This is a genomic window from Lactiplantibacillus sp. YT640 (assembly GCF_049745435.1).
Classification (GTDB): Bacteria; Bacillota; Bacilli; order Lactobacillales; family Lactobacillaceae; genus Lactiplantibacillus; species Lactiplantibacillus plantarum.
The window spans coordinates 159,645-178,707 of the sequence record NZ_JBMNVY010000003.1 but is presented as its reverse complement, the minus strand read 5'-3'; the positions used below and the strand labels follow the sequence as shown (position 1 = coordinate 178,707).

General features: G+C 44.1%; 17 protein-coding genes. 14 read left to right on the top strand and 3 right to left on the bottom strand.

Going from position 1 to position 19,063, the window contains the following annotated elements; genetic code table 11:
- Positions 1 to 358: 358 nt before the first annotated feature.
- The 14 genes from truB (at position 359) to lepA (ending at position 16,327) form a co-directional block, all read left to right on the top strand.
- A complete protein-coding gene (truB, locus tag ACOV1R_RS03655; protein ID WP_003645968.1) occupies positions 359 to 1,282 on the top strand; it encodes a tRNA pseudouridine(55) synthase TruB in 924 nt (307 codons plus the stop codon).
- 12 nt (positions 1,283 to 1,294) lie between these two features.
- A complete protein-coding gene (ribF, locus tag ACOV1R_RS03650; RefSeq protein WP_217203167.1) occupies positions 1,295 to 2,296 on the top strand; it encodes a riboflavin biosynthesis protein RibF in 1,002 nt (333 codons plus the stop codon).
- Positions 2,297 to 3,007, top strand: coding sequence for an acetolactate decarboxylase (gene budA / locus ACOV1R_RS03645; RefSeq protein WP_003640714.1), 711 nt, complete (start codon positions 2,297 to 2,299; stop codon positions 3,005 to 3,007). It begins immediately after the preceding gene.
- A gap of 391 nt (positions 3,008 to 3,398) precedes the next feature.
- Positions 3,399 to 4,442 carry a heat-inducible transcriptional repressor HrcA gene (gene hrcA, locus ACOV1R_RS03640; RefSeq protein WP_003640713.1) on the top strand — a complete coding sequence of 348 codons (1,044 nt, stop codon included), beginning with the start codon at positions 3,399 to 3,401 and terminating at the stop codon, positions 4,440 to 4,442.
- Between the two features lie 20 nt (positions 4,443 to 4,462).
- Positions 4,463 to 5,062, top strand: coding sequence for a nucleotide exchange factor GrpE (grpE, locus tag ACOV1R_RS03635; protein ID WP_003645970.1), 600 nt, complete (start codon positions 4,463 to 4,465; stop codon positions 5,060 to 5,062).
- Between the two features lie 43 nt (positions 5,063 to 5,105).
- On the top strand, positions 5,106 to 6,974 hold the full coding sequence (gene dnaK / locus ACOV1R_RS03630) for a molecular chaperone DnaK (RefSeq protein WP_003640711.1): 1,869 nt from the start codon (positions 5,106 to 5,108) through the stop codon (positions 6,972 to 6,974).
- Between the two features lie 101 nt (positions 6,975 to 7,075).
- A complete protein-coding gene (dnaJ, locus tag ACOV1R_RS03625) occupies positions 7,076 to 8,218 on the top strand; it encodes a molecular chaperone DnaJ (RefSeq protein ID WP_003640710.1) in 1,143 nt (380 codons plus the stop codon).
- 415 nt (positions 8,219 to 8,633) lie between these two features.
- A complete protein-coding gene (locus tag ACOV1R_RS03620) occupies positions 8,634 to 9,827 on the top strand; it encodes a serine hydrolase domain-containing protein (protein WP_003640709.1) in 1,194 nt (397 codons plus the stop codon).
- A gap of 31 nt (positions 9,828 to 9,858) precedes the next feature.
- Positions 9,859 to 10,008: a teichoic acid D-Ala incorporation-associated protein DltX gene (locus ACOV1R_RS03615; RefSeq protein ID WP_003640708.1), complete on the top strand. Its 150-nt coding sequence runs from the start codon at positions 9,859 to 9,861 to the stop codon at positions 10,006 to 10,008.
- Between the two features lie 42 nt (positions 10,009 to 10,050).
- Positions 10,051 to 11,577 carry a D-alanine--poly(phosphoribitol) ligase subunit DltA gene (dltA, locus tag ACOV1R_RS03610; RefSeq protein ID WP_003640707.1) on the top strand — a complete coding sequence of 509 codons (1,527 nt, stop codon included), beginning with the start codon at positions 10,051 to 10,053 and terminating at the stop codon, positions 11,575 to 11,577.
- Positions 11,574 to 12,788 (top strand): D-alanyl-lipoteichoic acid biosynthesis protein DltB, encoded by a 1,215-nt coding sequence (gene dltB, locus ACOV1R_RS03605; RefSeq protein ID WP_003640706.1) that lies wholly within the window; start codon positions 11,574 to 11,576, stop codon positions 12,786 to 12,788. Before dltA ends, dltB begins: the two co-directional genes overlap by 4 nt.
- A gap of 23 nt (positions 12,789 to 12,811) precedes the next feature.
- Positions 12,812 to 13,054, top strand: coding sequence for a D-alanine--poly(phosphoribitol) ligase subunit DltC (dltC, locus tag ACOV1R_RS03600; protein ID WP_003640705.1), 243 nt, complete (start codon positions 12,812 to 12,814; stop codon positions 13,052 to 13,054).
- Positions 13,051 to 14,328 (top strand): D-alanyl-lipoteichoic acid biosynthesis protein DltD, encoded by a 1,278-nt coding sequence (gene dltD, locus ACOV1R_RS03595; RefSeq protein WP_003640704.1) that lies wholly within the window; start codon positions 13,051 to 13,053, stop codon positions 14,326 to 14,328. The genes dltC and dltD overlap by 4 nt, the downstream gene beginning before the upstream one ends.
- Before the next feature lie 163 nt (positions 14,329 to 14,491).
- A complete protein-coding gene (gene lepA / locus ACOV1R_RS03590; protein ID WP_003640703.1) occupies positions 14,492 to 16,327 on the top strand; it encodes a translation elongation factor 4 in 1,836 nt (611 codons plus the stop codon).
- Between the two features lie 115 nt (positions 16,328 to 16,442).
- Here the strand turns inward: lepA and ACOV1R_RS03585 are convergent, their stop codons facing one another.
- The 3 genes from ACOV1R_RS03585 to ACOV1R_RS03575 all read right to left on the bottom strand — a co-directional run bounded on the left by ACOV1R_RS03585 (position 16,443) and on the right by ACOV1R_RS03575 (position 18,907).
- Complete coding sequence (locus ACOV1R_RS03585; RefSeq protein ID WP_003644485.1) at positions 16,443 to 17,597, bottom strand: tyrosine-type recombinase/integrase; 1,155 nt, start codon at positions 17,595 to 17,597, stop codon at positions 16,443 to 16,445.
- Positions 17,598 to 17,611: 14 nt separating this feature from the next.
- Positions 17,612 to 17,914, bottom strand: a complete 303-nt coding sequence (locus tag ACOV1R_RS03580; protein ID WP_003645973.1) for a hypothetical protein — start codon at positions 17,912 to 17,914, stop codon at positions 17,612 to 17,614.
- A gap of 75 nt (positions 17,915 to 17,989) precedes the next feature.
- Positions 17,990 to 18,907 carry a hypothetical protein gene (locus ACOV1R_RS03575; RefSeq protein ID WP_003644483.1) on the bottom strand — a complete coding sequence of 306 codons (918 nt, stop codon included), beginning with the start codon at positions 18,905 to 18,907 and terminating at the stop codon, positions 17,990 to 17,992.
- Positions 18,908 to 19,063: the final 156 nt, after the last annotated feature.

The window sequence follows — 19,063 nt, the reverse complement described above, 5'->3', positions numbered from 1 at the left end:
TCATCGGCGTAATTAGGGACGGTCCCGCGCGGTATCCTTTTGATAAGGGGACTAATTTGTGCGATTCTTGTTTTTCAGTCGTTTTATTTGACTAATAGGGATTAAGCTCACGGTTTTCTGGATCAATGAGTTAAATACAGCTTTGCCAGGCACATACGTGGTCGTCAGTGGCACCGGACCAGCGTGTCGATTTGGGGTATCTTAGTTGCGGTGCTCAGGGCCTTGAATTCTGTGATAATCCGCTTACATATTTGTGAGGTGTGGTATACTGAAAACCGTCGATTAAGAACGATCGAATCCGTGGCACGGCGATTGGCTGCCACTAGAAACCGAATTTAAATGATTGAAGGCGTTTTTTATGTTGAACGGGATTCTACCATTATATAAACCTCGTGGGATGACGAGCTTTGACTGTGTCGCTAAAATCCGACGACTCTATCAGACCCGCAAAGTAGGTCATTCAGGGACACTGGACCCAAATGTGGATGGCGTTTTACCGATTTGTATTGGGAATGCGACTAAAGTTGTGCAATTTTTAGTGGCTTCTGGCAAAGAATACCAAGGGAGCATTACCCTCGGATTTGCAACGACTACTGAAGATTTAGATGGTGAGGAGATTGCGCGCCAAGCGGTCACAGAGCCGTTCACAAGTGACCAAGTTGATGCTGCGCTGGCACAGATGACGGGGGCCATTACGCAAATTCCACCGATGTTTTCAGCAGTAAAAGTAAATGGGCGGCGTTTATATGACTATGCGCGCAGTGGTGAAACTGTCGAGCGCCCAGAACGGCATGTCACAATTAGCAGCTTCAAGCAACGGCAGGCATCTACCTATGACTCGGCAACCCAGACTCAGACGATCTATTTTACGGTCGCTTGTAGTAAAGGGACTTATGTTCGCACGCTAGCGGTGGATGTCGGCAAAGTGCTCGGGGTACCCGCTGTGATGAGTGATTTGACCCGATTAAAGAGTGGCGGCTTTACTTTAGATGAAACCGTGACCTTTGAGGAAATCGCGGCCCACGTCGATGCTGGAACGGCCGGAGCATTATTGGCGCCAATTGATAAAGCTTTAAGTCAGTACCCGCGAGTCACGTTAACGGATGAGCAGTGGCAACGGGTCAAGAATGGGGCCTTTATTACGGCGGCAGAAGGGCAACAAACTGATCCAGATGCGAACACGATGGTTGCGTTAGTTTACCAAAACAGCCTAAAATGTCTATATAGTTATCGACCGGACGAACAGCGGTACAAGCCGTTCAAAATGTTTGCGGTCAATTAAGGAGTTTTTGTCATGCAGGTGATTAATTTAAAGTATCCCGTGGCGTTTAGTCAGATTCCCGAAGGACCAATCGTATTGGCCTTAGGATTTTTTGACGGCGTTCACCGTGGACATCAGCAAGTCGTTGCAACGGCACGCCAGGCCGCTCAGGCGCAACACGCCAAACTAGCGGTGATGACGTTTGACCAGCATCCGTCAGTTGTTTTTAAACACACTGATCCGCAGCAAGTCCGTTATTTAACGACAATTGATCAAAAAACGGCATTGATGAGTGAGCTCGGCGTTGACATCTTATATGTACTTCACTTTGATGCCACGGTCGGTGCCATGCCACCCCAAACGTTTGTCGATCAGTTAATTGTTGGATTACACGCACAAACGGTGGTTGCTGGTTTTGATTACACGTACGGGCCAGCTGAAATTGCAAATATGCAGCGTTTGAATGACTATGGTCATAACCGGTTTGAAATCATTGAAGTTCCTAAGGCGGAATTAGATGCTGAAAAGATCAGTTCCACGCGGATTCGCCGCGCTTTGGACGCGGGAGATATCGATACGGCTAACCGGTTACTGGGCTATCAATATGAAACTGCCGGCGAAGTAGTTCATGGTGAAGCGCGGGGCCGAACGCTCGGCTTTCCAACGGCCAACGTTGCTCACGGGCCCAATACCCGGGTTCCCGGAATTGGCATTTACGCGACGATGGTGCAGATTGGGACACGCTGGGTTATGGGAATGGCCTCAGTTGGACGAAATGTCACGTTTGGTGATCACCGACCAATCACGGTTGAAATATACTTATTAGATTTCCAAGGAGATCTTTATGGCCACAATTTAACGGTGCGTTGGGGGCACCGGATGCGCGGTGAAATTAAATTTGCTGGGGCGGATGCCTTGGTTGCGCAATTAAAGCGGGATGAACAAAACACCCGTGACTATTATGTGGCGCATCCCTTTGTGGTCACACCCCGGATTCAAGTTGCACAACAATCAAATCGTTTGGAGGCACAATGAATGGACACAACAACAATTTTTCAACACGGCACATTAGGCTTACTTGTTCCCGGATTATTTGACGGGACGATTACGGCTGGTGAACTCTTAACCCATGGTGATACGGGTATTGGGACGTTAGACGGTCTCAATGGTGAAGTGATTATTCTAGGAGGTCACGCCTATCAAGCACGTGAGGATGGTCAAATTCGGGAAATTCAGCCCGAAGAGACGTTACCATTTGCATCGGTGCACTTTGAAAAGCCTGATATTAGTGCGCAATTAGCTGCAATCACACAAACTGATTTCGAGCAACAAGTGGTTCATGACTATCGTTTGACCAACGTGTTTGCGGCTATTCGCGTCGATGGGACCTTTGCAAAAGTCAAGACGCGAGTCGCGCCTCGTCAGGAGCCACCGTACAAAACATTAGTCGCGGCAACGGCAACACAACCGGAATTCACCGGTGAACATGTTGACGGAACGATTATTGGCTACTACGCACCGCATTTGTTCCAAGGCGCTACGGTCGGTGGCTTTCACTTACACTTTCTAAGTAAAGACCATCAATTAGGTGGACACTTGCTGGGGTTTGAAGTCGAACAAGCGACGCTGAAAGTTCAACATTTTGCTGACTTTCATGTGCACTTGCCAATCGACAATGAAGCGTACTTACAAGAACAATTTGATAATGAAACCATTGATCATGCCATTAATAAAGCTGAACGTTGATTAGTTTGAAAGCTGATTACCGTTAAGGCCAGGTTTCACTAGAATGTCTGTTGGCAATGTACATCAGGCTAGTCAAAAATCTCGAGAGTCTGTAACTCTTGAGATTTTTTTGTTGTGGCTGGTGTGCTGAGTAATGGCAGCAGAAAAGCGAGTAGTCTGCTAGGCACCATGCTTGCATTGTGAAGGGTGAGGGTGTATATTAGCACTCGTAAGTAAGGAGTGCTAATTGGGGGGCGACGGTCAAATAAGTCCAGTCATAGTGGGACTGGGGTCCTAATAATTTAAGCATTCTTTTCTAGAAATACTTTGTCTTTCCTTGACTTTCATCAGGGTGGTTGTTATATTAGTAATTGTGTTAGCACTCCATTAAGTTAAGTGCTAAAAAGAGGTGATGATCACGTTAACTGAACGACAAAGCCTAATTTTAAAGGCCATTGTCCGTGACTATACCGAGGGCGGTAATCCAGTTGGATCCAAATCGCTAGTTCAAGAACTACCGATCAAGGTCAGTTCAGCGACAATTCGTAATGAAATGGCCCGACTAGAAGATTTAGGATTAATCGTCAAAACGCATTTGTCTTCAGGGCGAATTCCATCGATTAAGGGGTATCGGTACTATGTTGACCATATCCTAAAGCCTGAAAAGGTGGACGGCAAAGACTTGAAGGTGATTCAACATTCATTAGGCGGTGAATTTCACAAGATCGATGAGATCGTTGCTCAGTCGGCGGATATCTTGTCGCAACTGACAAGTTACACGACCTTTACATTGCGACCTGAACTTAAAGATAGTCGGTTGAGTGGTTTCAGACTCGTTCCGTTGGGGAATCATCAAGTAATGGCGATTCTAGTGACGAATAATGGTGACGTTGAAAACCAGACGTTTACTATTCCTAGTGACATTACCGGCGATGAGCTGGAACCGGTCGTTCGTTTCATCGACGATCAACTGGTTGGCCTGCCGTTACAAGACGTCCTCCGCCAATTAACGCATGAGATTCCGTTAAAACTTGCACAGTATTTGCAAGATCCAGATGGTTTCTTAGATATTTTTGGCAGTGTGTTGTCCAAGGCAGCTTCCGAGCGCTTTTATGTTGGTGGTAAGTTGAATTTGTTCAACTATACGGACCAGCAGAGCCCTAAAGAGTTACAGTCATTGTACTCGTTACTCGACCAAACGGACCGGTTAGCTAACGTGATTGGTCCACCCGGTCAACGGATTCAAGTCCGAATCGGTAATGAGATCACCAACGATTTGTTGAAGAACTACAGTTTAATTACCGCGACTTACGATGTTGATCAACACGGACAAGGTGTGATTGCCTTGCTCGGGCCGACCGCCATGCCGTATTCACGGATGATTGGACTGATGGGTGCGTTCCAACGAGAATTAGCCCGCAAATTATTAGATTATTACCGGTACTTTGACGAGTGACGGACAGGGAGATGAAAACATTGGCAAAGAAATCAACGCGGACGACGCCGGAAGATTCACAAGCGTCAACAACTGATTCAGCAGCAATGTCAACTGCCAGTGAAGCGACACAGGCAGCGACGAGTGCGACTGATGATCAAGCTGAGCAAACGACAGCGGTCGATCCGACACAACAAATTACTGATCTCAAAGCGCAATTAGATGCGAAAGATGACCAGTTATTGCGTGCACAGGCGGAGATCGTCAACATGCAAAACCGCAACAAAAAAGAACAAGCGGCGCTGTTGAAATATGACGGTCAAGCACTTGCAAAGGATGTCTTACCAGTTCTGGATAACTTGGAACGGGCTTTGGCAACGCCAGCTGACGATGAAGCGGCCCAACAGTTGAAGAAGGGTGTCGAAATGGTCTATGGCCATTTACAGGATGCTTTGAAAAAACATGGGGTCACCGAAATTGCGGCTGCGGGCGAAAAGTTTGATCCCAATATTCACCAAGCTGTTCAAACGGTGCCAGTTGATGATGATCATCCAGCTGATACGGTAGTACAAGTCTTACAACGGGGTTACCTATTGAAAGACCGGACCCTCCGTCCAGCAATGGTTGTTGTGGCACAGTAATTAATCAATAAAAATACTAAATTAAAAAGAGGTTTGTTAATTTATGGCAAGTAATAAAATTATCGGGATTGACCTCGGGACTACTAACTCTGCGGTAGCGGTTCTTGAAGGTAATGAACCTAAGATTATCACCACTCCTGAAGGTGGCCGGACGGTTCCTTCAGTTGTGGCATTCAAAGATGGCGAAACTCAAGTTGGTGAAGTTGCCAAGCGGCAAGCAATCACTAACCCGAATACGGTAGCTTCAATCAAGCGTCACATGGGTGAAGCTGGTTACAAAGTTAGCATCGAAGGTAAGGACTACACCCCACAACAAATCTCAGCAATGATTTTGCAATATATCAAGGGCTTTGCTGAAGATTACTTGGGTGACACGGTTGAAAAGGCCGTTGTGACTGTTCCAGCTTACTTTAATGATGCCCAACGGCAAGCAACTAAGGATGCTGGTAAGATTGCCGGCTTAAACATTGAACGGATTATTAACGAACCAACGGCGGCAGCTTTAGCCTATGGTTTGGATAAGACCGACAAAGATGAAAAGATTTTAGTCTATGACCTTGGTGGTGGGACTTTTGATGTTTCCATCTTGGAATTAGGCGACGGGGTCTTCGAAGTATTATCCACAAATGGTGATACCCACCTTGGTGGTGATGACTTTGACCAAAAGATTATCGACTGGTTAGTTGATGGCTTTAAAGCTGACAACGGTGTTGATTTATCAAAAGACAAGATGGCCTTACAACGGTTAAAGGATGCTGCTGAAAAGGCTAAGAAGGACCTTTCAGGTGTTTCTGAAGCTCAAATTAGTTTGCCATTTATTTCCGCTGGTGCTAGTGGCCCATTGCACTTGGAAACCACGTTAACACGTGCTAAGTTCAATGAATTAACTGCTGACCTAGTTGAAAAGACGCGCATTCCTGTTGAAAATGCCTTGAAGGATGCTGATTTATCGGCTAGTGACTTAGACGTTGTCATCTTGAATGGTGGGTCAACTCGGATTCCAGCTGTTCAAGAAGCTGTTGAAAAGTGGACTGGCAAAGAATCTAACCATTCTATCAACCCTGACGAAGCGGTTGCTTTAGGGGCCGCTGTTCAAGGTGGTGTGATCACTGGTGATGTTAAAGACGTTGTTTTGCTCGATGTTACGCCACTTTCACTTGGTATTGAAACCATGGGTGGGGTCTTCACTAAGTTGATTGACCGTAACACGACGATTCCAACCAGCAAGTCGCAAGTATTTAGTACGGCGGCTGATAACCAACCAGCTGTTGACATTCACGTGCTCCAAGGTGAACGGCCAATGGCAGCGGATAACAAGACGTTAGGTCGCTTCCAATTAACGGATATTCCGGCTGCACCTCGTGGTGTTCCTCAAATCGAAGTTAAGTTTGACATCGATAAGAACGGGATCGTTAACGTATCTGCTAAGGATATGGGAACTAATAAAGAACAAAAGATTACCATCAAGAGTTCATCGGGTCTTTCTGACGACGAAATTGATCAAATGGTCAAGGAAGCCAAGGAAAACGAAGAAGCCGATAAGAAACGTAAAGAAGAAGTTGACTTGAAGAACGAAGTTGACCAATTGATCTTTACTACCGACAAGACTTTGAAAGATCTTGAAGGCAAGGTTTCAGAAGATGAAGTTAAGAAAGCCAAAGATGCTCGTGATGCTTTGAAGAAAGCTCAAGATGATAACAACATTGACGAAATGAAGGCCAAGAAGGACGATTTGAACAAGATCGTTCAGGACTTATCAGTTAAGTTGTATCAACAAGCTCAAGAAGCTCAGGGTGCACAAGGCGGTGCCGACAGTAATGCTGCTGGCAATGCCGACTCAGCCAAGGGCAGTGATGACAACACGGTTGACGGTGATTTCGAAGACTTGGATAAAGACAAGGATAAGAAGTAGCACCGGCAGAACAAAAAGGCCAAGGCCACGTGGCTTTGGCCTTTTTGCTTTAAATATGCTAGTATTAATGAGACTTAATTAAGGTTCATTAGGAGGTTACAATGGCAGAGCAAGACTTATATAAGGTTCTGGGTGTTGAAAAGGATGCCAGTCAGGACGAAATCAAGAAGGCGTACCGCAAGCTTTCGAAGAAGTATCATCCTGATTTGAATCATGAACCTGGCGCGGAAGAAAAGTTTAAAGCTGTCAATGAAGCGTACGAAACGTTAGGCGATGCCCAGAAGCGGGCACAGTATGATCAATTCGGATCGACTGGTGGCCAACAAGGCTTCGGTGGCGCCGGCGGTTTCGGCGGTCAAGACTTTGGTGGCTTCGGCGGCGGTGGCGGCTTTGAAGATATTTTCAGTTCCTTCTTCGGTGGTGGCGCTGGTGGTTCACGGCGTTCTAACCCAACGGCCCCGCAACAAGGCCGAGACTTACAGTATGAGATGACACTGAAGTTTGAAGATGCGATCTTTGGTAAGAAGACGACCATCACCTACAATCGTGAGGAACAGTGTGAGACTTGTGGTGGCTCTGGTGCCAAGCCAGGAACGTCACCAGTGACCTGTTCGAAATGTCATGGTGCTGGCTATATTCAGGTACAGACTAATACGCCACTCGGTCGAATGATGAGCCAACAAGTTTGTGACGTTTGTCATGGAACTGGTAAAGAAATCAAGGACAAGTGTGCCACTTGTGGTGGCTCTGGTCATACTGAACAAAGTCATTCCATCAAAGTGACGGTTCCTGCTGGAGTTGAAGAAGGCCAACAAATGCGGCTTCAAAATCAAGGTGAAGCGGGAACGAATGGTGGCCCTTATGGTGATTTATTCATTATCTTCAGAGTTGAGCCAAGTAAGGACTTTGAACGGGATGGCGCGACGATTTACTTCAAGTTGCCGATCGACTTCGTTCAGGCCGCTCTTGGTGATGAAGTTCAAGTTAAAACGGTTCACGGGGACGTTAAGTTGAAGATCCCAGCTGGTACTCAGACGGGGACAACTTTCCGGTTACGTGGTAAAGGTGCACCACGATTACGTGGCAATGGCAACGGCGATGAACGCGTTACCGTTAATATTGAAACGCCAACGCACTTGAACAAGGGTCAAAAAGAAGCTTTGAAGACCTTTGCTAAAGCTAGCGGCAAATCAGTTGCTGGCAATGGCAAGAGTTCGTTATTTGACAAGCTTCGGGGTGTTTAACCGAGCGAACTAATTCCAGAAATATACAAAAAGCTGGGCGATGCCCATCACAAAAATGTGATGAGGATTGTTCAGCTTTTTTTAGTGTCAATCAAGCACTCCGGCCTGTTTATTAAGTGACCTTTCAGTAACACGGTTTTTGTGCAAACTGTTTCGTTATCCTGTCGTCCGGGGATTAGTGAGTGCTAGAATTAGTCAAGGAGGTGAAGTAATACGCTGCTAGCTTACGGGGGACGTAACGTTGATGTTACAAAACCGTTACAAATATGTCGTATCAGCGAACGAAAATGCAGGATTTTGATCTTTTTGAGCCGGCCTAACCGTTATTGGTCGGTAGGTTGTTACACTATAACTTGAACTTACGTCCTATTGGCGGCGTAGCTAATATCACCAATCGGTTCGTAATTGATAGCTAATGGGGAGGTCAATCATTGTGAAGCAAAGCAAACTTTTAGTAACAGTTTTGCTTGGACTGCTGATTGTGGGTGCTGGTGGCGGCTACTATGTTTATCATACAGAGCGGCAAGCAGCGATTGCTAAAAAGCGTCAAACTGACAAAGCATTGAATAAGAAAGCGGCATTAAAAAATAGCCAGCTTAGTCGTAAGATTAACCAGACAACGTTTTCGAATAATAAGAACACGGATGAGCAAGTGACTAAGGCTTTAAACCTAAGCCATTTTGTGGGGTCAGCATTAGTTGTTAAGAATGACCATGTCATTTATAATCGTGCCTTTGGTTACGCAAACAAGGCTAAAAATCAACGTAATAAAGTCAATTCAAAGTATCAAATTTTATCGATTCAAAAGTCAATGACGGCGGTTGGCATTATGCAGTTGGTGCAGGCGGGGAAAGTTAAGCTGACTGATCCGATTTCGAAGTATTATCCAACTTTAAAGCATGGGCGTCAGACAACGCTTCGCCAAATGTTAGATATGACAACAGGGTTCCGTTTGAAGAGCGGTTCAAAAGAATTCTTACCAGAAAATCAAGTGATTGATTTTGCGGCTCACAATGTTTTTTACTACCCAGATAAAAATGGAATTTATAATTATTCATCCGTTAATTTTCTGTTGCTAGCTGGCATTATTCGCAAGGTAACTGGTCAATCATATCAGCACTTCTTTACAACACATTTTATTGACAAGTTGAATCTGAATGAAACGGGCTTTTTGATTCATGGTCAAGGTCAAGATGCGACAACTGGTTACCGAGCGCTTGCAGACCAAACACTTCCGAATTATGATCAAACAATGCCAGAAAGCAAATCACAAATGGCCAATGAGTTAGGTACTGGGCAAGTTTATATGAGTACCGCGGATTTATTTACCGTTGAAAGTGCCATTCTTAAAGGGCAGTTGCTGTCAAAAAAGAACGTTGCAATTTTGCACACGCGCACAGCCACAGGTGAATATGGCGGTGGTGTTTATAACATGAGTAATGGTATTCGGTCACACGGACTTGGTTATGGCTATGAATCCAGCATCTTCCTCTCACCGGATGGGAAGACTGGTGTTGTATTAATGAGTAACTACTATCGCAAAGCTGCTGGTATTCAAGCAACAGCCAACAAGATTTTTACGGAATTAATGAAGGGTGATATTAAGTAACTGACATTGGGTTAGTGGAGGAGGTGATGGCATGTTTGCAAAGTTGAAAAGCTGGTTTCAACGTCCGGTCGTTCAATTCATTGCACTTACAGTATTTTACTTTGCTGTCATGCTCGCCTTGGTTTATCTTTACGGTTATAGTGGGATCAACCAAGCGAAGTTTATTTACAACGAATTTTAAAAATGGATGCAGTAACACTATTGTTTGGGGGGAGTTTTAATTATGATTAAGAACATCATTACAACGATTGATGATTATGCACGGACGCAACCCAATAACGTGGTTTATGATGTGCAAGGTGTAACGCACACTTATGCGGAATTAAAAGCTTATTCAGATGCCTTGGCGGCGCATCTTGACACGCTCGATTTACCAGCCAAGGATCCAATTATTGTGTTTGGTGGTCAGACGTTTGAAATGATTGCGACTTTCTTAGGAGTTGTTAAGTCAGGTCGGGCGTATATTCCAATCGATACACATTCACCAAATGAGCGGTTAACAATGATTAATGAGATTGCTAAGCCAGCTGCCGTTATTGCTGTTGCTGATTTGCCAACCGGTGTCGGGACAACCCCCGTGATTACACCAGATCAATTGGCGGCTATCTTTGCGACTCCCGTTGATTATCAAGCGGATCATGTCGTTAGTGGCGATGATAATTACTATATTATCTTTACTTCTGGTACCACTGGGATGCCAAAGGGGGTCCAAATTAGTCATGATAACTTGGTCAGTTACGTTGACTGGATGTTGAGTGATGACTTCGGATTGCCTGACCAGCCGAACTCGCTGTCGCAACCACCATATTCATTTGACCTATCCGTGATGGACGTTTACCCAACCTTAGCGTTAGGTGGGACACTATACGCATTACCGAAGGCCGTGACAGATGATTTCAAACAATTATTTGCTGCGTTGCCGACGTTACCAATCAACGTTTGGGTCTCAACACCATCATTTATGGACATTTGTTTGCTAGAACCAAAGTTTAATGCTGAAAACTTGCCAACTTTGACGCACTTCTTGTTCTGTGGTGAGGAACTCACACATAAGACGGCGGCGACACTCAAGAAACGGTTCCCAGATGCCCGGATCTTCAATACGTACGGGCCAACTGAAACCTGCGTCGCGGTAACTCAAATTGAAATTACGGATGCCGCATTAGCGCAGTATGATCGGCTACCAATTGGTTATGCCAAAGCTGATACGCGGATACTTGTGGTTGATGAAAATGGTGAGGCGGTTCCAAATGGCACGGAAGGTGAACTGATTATCGCCGGACCATCCGTTTCGAAGGGGTATTTGAACAACTCTGAAAAAACTGCCAAGGCTTTCTTTGAATTAGACGGGCAACCCGCCTATCATTCTGGTGATATTGGCACGATGGATGCGGACGGTCTGTTCCGTTATCGTGGCCGCGTTGATTTTCAAATTAAAATGCATGGTTACCGCATCGAACTAGAAGAAGTGGATCACTTCTTAGCACAGCAACAGCATATTAAACAAGCCGTTGCCGTTCCAAAATACGATAAAGAGCACAAAGTAACGCAAATGATTGCGTACGTGGTACCAAAGCCGAATGACTTCGAAAGTGACTTTGCTTTGACCACTGCAATTAAAAAGGACCTACAAGGAATGATGATGGAATACATGATTCCACAACGGTTCGTCTATCAAACGAGCTTGCCATTAACGCCTAACGGTAAGATTGATGTCAAGTCGATCATTAAAGAGGTTAACCCAGAATGATTTCTTTTGACCCATATGGTAACCCAACGTACTTTGTGCTGCTCTTTATCGCGTTGTTACCGTTAATGATTGGTCTGTTATATGGTCGGCGATCCCATTGGTATGAATCATTGATATCGTTTATCTTCTTAATGCTGACCTTTGGCGGTGTTAAGTGGCGCACTGGGATCGCGTTAATTATCTATTTGGTCTATCAGATCACACTAGTTTGGTTGTACTCAAAGTATCGACAACGACCAGATTCACCTAATAAGGGCTGGGTTTTCGTTGTCAGTGTGATTTTAGCGATTATTCCACTAGCTGTCGTTAAGATCACACCAGCCGTGGCACATGGTGCTAATTCAATTATTGGTTTCTTAGGAATTTCCTACCTGACTTTCAAAGTGGTCCAGATGATCATGGAGACCCGTGATGGGGTGATTAAAGAATTCCATCCGGTACTGTTTGGCCAGTTCTTGCTGTTTTTCCCAACGATCTCGTCTGGGCCGATTGACCGGTATCGGCGGTTCGTTAAGGATTACGATAGTGTCCCGACCCGTGAAAAGTATCTCGGGTTAGTTGAAAAAGGGGTCCGCTACATTTTCTTGGGATTCTTATATAAGTTCATTTTGGCTTATATCTTTGGTACGCGGATGCTACCTGTCGTTGAACACGCGGCCTTGCAAGCTCACGGCATGTCATGGGCGTTAGTCGGTGTGATGTACGTCTATAGTATGGATTTATTCTTTGATTTTGCGGGTTACAGTTTGTTTGCCGTCGGTATCAGTTACCTGATGGGTGTTGAAACTCCGATGAACTTCAATCAACCGTTTAAGTCAAAGAACATCAAAGACTTCTGGAATCGTTGGCACATGACGTTGTCCTTCTGGTTCCGTGATTTCATCTACATGCGGTTGGTATTCTTTATGATGAAACACAAGGTCTTTAAGAGCCGGATCACAACGGCCAACGTGGCATACGTTATTAATATGTTGATCATGGGGTTTTGGCACGGGGAAACATGGTATTACATCGTTTATGGGCTATTCCATGGTTTAGCAATGGTTGTCAACGATGCTTGGTTACGGTACAAGAAGAAACATCAAGCGCAGTTGCCGTCTAATAAATTTACGGAATACTTTGCGATTTTCCTAACGTTTAACGTCGTTTGTTTCAGTTTCTTGATCTTCTCAGGATTCTTGAACACGTTATTCTTTGGAGCCCGGCCATAATATAATTACAATAAGGGAGCGTAATGACAATGGATGATACAAAAGCAACGGTTTTATCAATTTTAGCAGACTTAACGGGGGAAGATGTTTCCAGTAACATGGACGTTAACCTGTTTGATGAAGGAATCTTAGATTCAATGGGTTCCGTCCAACTTTTATTGGAACTTCAAAATCAATTAGGAATCGAAGTGCCGGTCTCTGAATTTCAACGGTCAGAATGGGATACACCGGCTAAGATTGTTGCAAAGGTTGAGAACTTGCAATGAACGTTGCCAAACGCCTTTTTAAGATTTTTGGGCCAATTATTTTGGCAGCCGTCTTATTATTGGCCGTACTGCTTTCACCGTTCTCATTTGGATTAAACCATATTTCTAAGGATACTGAGAAAAAAGCGGCCGTTTCCTTGTCAGCCAACGTATTAAAAGGTCGGTTAGTTAAACGACAGGCGCTGGATGATGGCTATGTCCCGTTCTTTGGTTCTTCAGAATGGTCACGATTTGATCCAATGCATCCGTCCGTACTGGCAACAAAATATCACCGCAATTACCGACCATTTCTACTCGGTGCGCGGGGGACCCAGTCGTTGACGCAGTATTTCGCGATGCAATCGGTGAAAAAGCAGATTACAAATAAGAAGGCCGTCTTTGTAATTTCGCCACAATGGTTTGTGCCACAAGGAACGCGGAAAGATGCGTTTTCGTACTATTACTCACCACTGCAGACTATTGATTGGTTACAGGATGAGCAGAATACGGCAATGGACCGGTATGCCGCTCAACGTTTGTTACAGATGCCATCGGGTTCTTCTGATCGCATTTTGGAAGGCGCCCTGGCACGTGTGGCAGCTGGGTTTAAACCAACGAGCGCACAAATGACGTATATTAACTATAAGGCACGTGTCCTTGGCAGTGAGGATGAGTTCTTCTCACGTTTTGGAATTGCGGGCAAAAATTTACGGACTGTCAATGCGCAAGCTAACAAGTTACCAGCGACATATAACTTTAATCAGTTAAACCAATTAGCCGGTAAAATCGGTGCGGCGCAAACGGACTCGAACAGTCTTGAAATCAGCAATCAATTTTGGAACACGAAGTTAAAACGTAATTACAAGCGACTCAAAGATTCACAGCGACACTTGAATTACACGAAGTCACCAGAATTTGCCGATTTTCAACTGGTTTTGAATCAGTTTGCAAAGACACACACCGATGTCTTGTTCATCATTCCACCAATCAATCAGCGCTGGTCTGCTTATACCGGACTGTCAATGAAGATGATTGCTCAGTTTGACAAGAAGATTCAGTACCAGTTGAAGAGTCAAGGGTTTAATAACGTCTTGGACCTGACCCAGGACGGTGGTAAGGACTACTTCATGACTGATACGATTCATCTTGGCTGGCGTGGTTGGTTAGCCGTGGATCAAAAGGTTGATCCATTCTTGACTAAGAAGACGAAGCCGGTTCATTATCAGATTAATGACGACTTCTATTCAAAAGAATGGCAATTACTCAAACCCAGTGAAATCAAGGATTTTGAATAACCTACTAAAAAGTACAGGCCATATTGGCTTGTACTTTTTTGTTACGTCATTTATTCAGTGGCGCAGCGGGGTGTCTGGAGCGGTCTGATAGAAAAATTGTGCTTGTGCCACTAACTTGGTATAATTGTAGGGATTAGGATTTAGGAAGAAAGTAGGAAAATCAATGGATAAAGCGACAATGCAAGACCGACAACAACATATTCGGAATTTTTCAATCGTCGCCCATATTGATCACGGCAAATCGACGTTGGCGGATCGTATTCTGGAACTAACTGATACGATTTCCAAACGTGAGATGCAAGACCAAGTGTTGGACTCAATGGACTTGGAACGTGAACGTGGGATTACGATCAAATTGAATGCGGTAGAGTTACACTATCAAGCAAAGGATGGGGAGACTTATATCTTCCACTTGATCGATACACCTGGACATGTTGACTTCACGTATGAAGTCTCACGGAGCCTCGCAGCCTGTGAAGGGGCGGTTTTAGTCGTGGATGCGGCGCAAGGGGTCGAAGCCCAGACGCTAGCCAACGTGTATTTAGCCATTGATGATGACTTGGAAATTGTCCCGGTGATCAACAAGATTGACTTGCCATCGGCTGAACCTGAAAAGGTGCGCAAAGAAATTGAAGATGACATTGGGATTGATGCGGAAGATGCTGTTCTAGCTTCAGCGAAAGCCGGTATTGGTATCGAAGATCTGCTCGAGCAAATCGTGCATAAGATTCCGGCTCCTCAGGGGGATCTTGATGCGCCACTCAAGGCCCTAGTGTTTGATTCCGTCTATGATGATTATCGGGGCGTGGTGCTGAGTGTTCGGATTCATGAAGGCATCGTTCGTCCAGGAGATCGGATCCGGTTGATGAACAGTGGTAGTGAATATGAAGTGACGGAAGTCGGCGTTAATTCACCGAAACCGTTAGCACGGGATTATTTGATGGCGGGGGATGTTGGTTACATTACGGCTAGCATCAAGGATATTCAGGATACCCGAGTAGGTGATACGGTCACGAACGCGAAAAATCCGGCCGAAAAGCCATTGGCGGGTTACCGTGAAATGAATCCGATGGTCTACGCTGGGATTTATCCGACTGATAATGCCAAATTCACCGATTTACGGGAAGCGTTGGAAAAATTAAAATTGAACGATGCCGCATTGGAATTTGAAGCGGAATCATCACAAGCACTGGGCTTTGGGTTCCGGTGTGGATTCCTGGGACTGCTACACATGGACGTCATTCAGGAGCGCCTCGAACGGGAATTTAATCTTGAACTAATTACCACGGCGCCGTCCGTAACGTATCATGTGCGGATGACTGATGGCACGGAGAAAAAGGTGGAAAACCCGGCTGAAATGCCTGAGGCGTCTGCAATCAAGGAAATTCGTGAACCGTATGTGAAAGCTCAGATTATGGTGCCTAATGATTACGTTGGTGCGGTCATGGAATTAGCCCAGCGTAAACGGGGCGAGTTTGATACGATGGAGTACTTGGATAGTAATCGGGTCAACGTGGTTTATCACATTCCGTTGTCCGAAATCATTTTTGACTTCTTTGATAAATTAAAGTCGAACACGCGCGGCTATGCCTCGTTAGATTATGATTTAGACGGCTACCGTGCCAGTGACCTCGTTAAGATCGATATCTTATTAAACGGTGACCAAGTTGATGCTCTGAGTTTTATCGCACATCGCGACTTTGCACCTGCGCGTGGACGCGAGATTGCCGCCAAGCTCAAGACGATTATCCCCCGGCAAAACTTTGAAATTCCGGTACAGGCAACGATTGGTTCTAAAGTCATTGCTCGGACGAATATTAAAGCTTACCGTAAGGACGTGACGGCCCATCTGTACGGTGGTGACCGGACGCGGCGGATGAAGCTACTTGAAAAGCAAAAAGCTGGTAAGAAGCGTATGAAGGCTGTCGGTAAAGTCGAAATCCCGCAAGAAGCGTTCATGGCTGTTCTGAAAACCGACGAAGACGAAAAGCCGAACTGATAGGGTTCCGCGTAAGCGGAGCTCTTTTATTTTTCCGTTTTGCCAACATTTTGCCAACATTGAAACTGTGATGTTGGCAAAATATACATATATCGAAAAAGTGTCTATCATCTTTTTAACTGTTGTTTTTTAACATATTTTCGAAGATATCAACAGTATCACGTTTCATCTTATTGGTTACGTGGGAATAGATATCTAGCGTTGTTGAAATACGTGAGTGACCAAGGCGTTGCTGTATTTCTTTGTACTTGGCTCCATTTTCTAGCAGCATCGTTGCGTGTGTGTGCCGTAATGAGTGAAAATTAAATGGAAAGTCTAATTCCTGTGATAGTTTAGTTGTGTAGTATTTAATTACGCTAGGGGTAATCGGCTTACCATTTTGTTTGGTACAAACAAATGGGCTATCAAAGTAAAATTGTCCGTAACGCACTTTATTTTCCTTCTGGTAAGTTCTGAAACGCTTTAAAACAGTTAGCAGTGAATTTCCGACTGCAATTGTACGATAGCTTGCCTTAGTTTTGGGTGACGTAACGTCAAATTCTTTTTTCTTCATAATCATTTGCTTGTTCACGGTCAAGGTTTTGTTATCAAAATCGATGTTGTCCCATGTGAGTCCTGAAACCTCACCACGGCGCAAGCCAGTGTTGAAGCTGATAATAAGTGGGAGATACAAGGGGTTAGATTCAGGAACAAGTGCTAGTATCTGCTTGAACTGGCCCATATTGATGATTTTGAGCTTATCTCGAGCAGCTTGCTGGGTTATTTCATCATCATTATTATTAGTGGGCTTTACAATGTAGTTTGCTGGATTTTCTTTGATTAATTGGTAAGGGAAGACGGCCATCTTAAAGCCCTTACGTAAGACTGAAACAATGATCTCAATAGTGTGCTTTGAGAGTTTGTCTGTGGGTAGGTCATTTACGAACTTTTGAATTGATGCTGGACCAATTGATTTCATTCGGTACATGCCGATATCGGGCTTAATGTAATTGTTGATAATATTACGATAATTCGTTTGCGTGTTATATTTAAGAGTCTTTACAACAAAATTCTCGTGCCAATAATCGAAGTAGTCTGCTACACTCATCTCTGTCAACTTGATGACAACACCGCCGCGCTCAAACTCATCAATTGCTTTGCGCAGGGCCCGTTCTGCTTCTTCACGGGTCCGACCACCAACGTGCTCGATTCGCTGCCGTTTACCGTCTATGGTGGGGCCTTCATATGCATAATACCAGCGGTTGCCACGTCTTCTAATTGATCCTCGCATTTTTATACTTCCTTTCAGTCTTTAATGTCAAAATGAACAACTTCACTACCAGCAGAATAAAGCATGTAGTTCTTGCGATAGGGGAATAGGTCCAACCGTGCAATAGCGTCAACGGTGATATAGTTGGGTCGGACAAGTCCATAGCGATGATCCCCAATAGAAACGTGATAGCCTGTAAATGGTACGTAGGTGATGTACACGGACCATTTATCATCGACGATGTAGCCGGTAGTTTTTGAGCGTCCTGGTCCGGGATAAAACTTGTCCTGCAGCTCCAATTGTTTTTGTTCTTTTCCGGTAATTTTTTGAATAATCATGATAATATCCTCCTAATGTCCAAACGTATGTTCTTTTTTACTTTTAAATAAAAGCCCGTGTTGGGGGCCAATTTTCTAATTTACAGATACTGAATCAACAACAATATCAGATTTTAAGGTCTTACCATTTAATTTTATGGTAGATGTGAGTGCGCCACCTTTTACAGTAATATTATCGCCTTCATTAATGTTAGTTTCATCAAAGGTATCCACATTGATCTCTGTAACAGTCCCGTATGAGTAGCCTGAAGATGCATGGTCATCTTTAGGGAGGATAACAACATAATAGATATCTGTATTATCTGGATTCTTTTGAATGTAGGCAACTTCTCCACTAGTTTCGACGTTTTTACCGATGTATTTATCAGTTTCAGTTGCAAATGTTTCTAAGTCAACTTTATCATAATGGATACTACGAGTAGTAGATTTAGCAGCAGACGACGAACTATCACTAGAATTATTTTTGGATACCGATTCGTCAAATGAAGAATTGGCAGCAACCATAGAATCCATAGCCGAACTAGATGAAGATTTATAAGAATTAACGGCCTCAGAAGAAGGTTTAACAATTATTTTTTTATAAACCTTAAGCTTGTTAACGTTATTTTTATTAGGTTCGTTGGAAATAGGATCAGTATCTGCGTCAATATCATCGATTGTAAGGTAATATGGGACAGTCTTTGCATCATCGTTGTCTTCATTAAAATGAAATAGGCCTTTAGAATCACTTGTAACCGTATCCTTAACTTGACCACTCTTATTGAGAAGATAAACACCGATATTTTCTTCCGTTCTTCCTTGAACTGAGAACTTGCTATTGTCAGAAGTGACAATGCTCGAATGATTAACCGTAATAGTTTTTTCCTTTTTGACATTGGTCGCAGTTTCTTTGTGATGTGAGCTTGATTGAGTAGATGTTTTTGAACTATTACCACAACCGCTTAATATAAATAATGACGCAACAATGGCAGCCCCAGTGACTACTTTTTTCATATAAGACTCCTCCAAATAAGGTGTTTTTCAAGTTGACTTTTAATGACTTCTAGCTTGTTATGAGTGTTGGCTCCAAAGACATTGAAGTCAGACTGTGCCAACAATAAAAAAGAGCATGCTTATTAGATTATATCAATGCAAGTATCATTGATAGAT

Bases quoted from the DNA above. Each gene is read 5' to 3' on its own strand.
- dltD (WP_003640704.1), top strand. From the start codon at position 13,051: ATGAACGTTGCCAAACGCCTTTTTAAGATTTTTGGGCCAATTATTTTG.
- dltB (WP_003640706.1), top strand. From the start codon at position 11,574: ATGATTTCTTTTGACCCATATGGTAACCCAACGTACTTTGTGCTGCTC.
- dnaJ (WP_003640710.1), top strand. From the start codon at position 7,076: ATGGCAGAGCAAGACTTATATAAGGTTCTGGGTGTTGAAAAGGATGCC.
- ACOV1R_RS03620 (WP_003640709.1), top strand. From the start codon at position 8,634: ATGGGGAGGTCAATCATTGTGAAGCAAAGCAAACTTTTAGTAACAGTT.
- lepA (WP_003640703.1), top strand. From the start codon at position 14,492: ATGGATAAAGCGACAATGCAAGACCGACAACAACATATTCGGAATTTT.
- ribF (WP_217203167.1), top strand. From the start codon at position 1,295: ATGCAGGTGATTAATTTAAAGTATCCCGTGGCGTTTAGTCAGATTCCC.
- hrcA (WP_003640713.1), top strand. From the start codon at position 3,399: ATGATCACGTTAACTGAACGACAAAGCCTAATTTTAAAGGCCATTGTC.
- budA (WP_003640714.1), top strand. From the start codon at position 2,297: ATGGACACAACAACAATTTTTCAACACGGCACATTAGGCTTACTTGTT.
- ACOV1R_RS03575 (WP_003644483.1), bottom strand. From the start codon at position 18,907: ATGAAAAAAGTAGTCACTGGGGCTGCCATTGTTGCGTCATTATTTATA.
- ACOV1R_RS03580 (WP_003645973.1), bottom strand. From the start codon at position 17,914: ATGATTATTCAAAAAATTACCGGAAAAGAACAAAAACAATTGGAGCTG.
- dnaK (WP_003640711.1), top strand. From the start codon at position 5,106: ATGGCAAGTAATAAAATTATCGGGATTGACCTCGGGACTACTAACTCT.
- truB (WP_003645968.1), top strand. From the start codon at position 359: ATGTTGAACGGGATTCTACCATTATATAAACCTCGTGGGATGACGAGC.
- dltC (WP_003640705.1), top strand. From the start codon at position 12,812: ATGACAATGGATGATACAAAAGCAACGGTTTTATCAATTTTAGCAGAC.
- dltA (WP_003640707.1), top strand. From the start codon at position 10,051: ATGATTAAGAACATCATTACAACGATTGATGATTATGCACGGACGCAA.
- ACOV1R_RS03615 (WP_003640708.1), top strand. From the start codon at position 9,859: ATGTTTGCAAAGTTGAAAAGCTGGTTTCAACGTCCGGTCGTTCAATTC.
- ACOV1R_RS03585 (WP_003644485.1), bottom strand. From the start codon at position 17,597: ATGCGAGGATCAATTAGAAGACGTGGCAACCGCTGGTATTATGCATAT.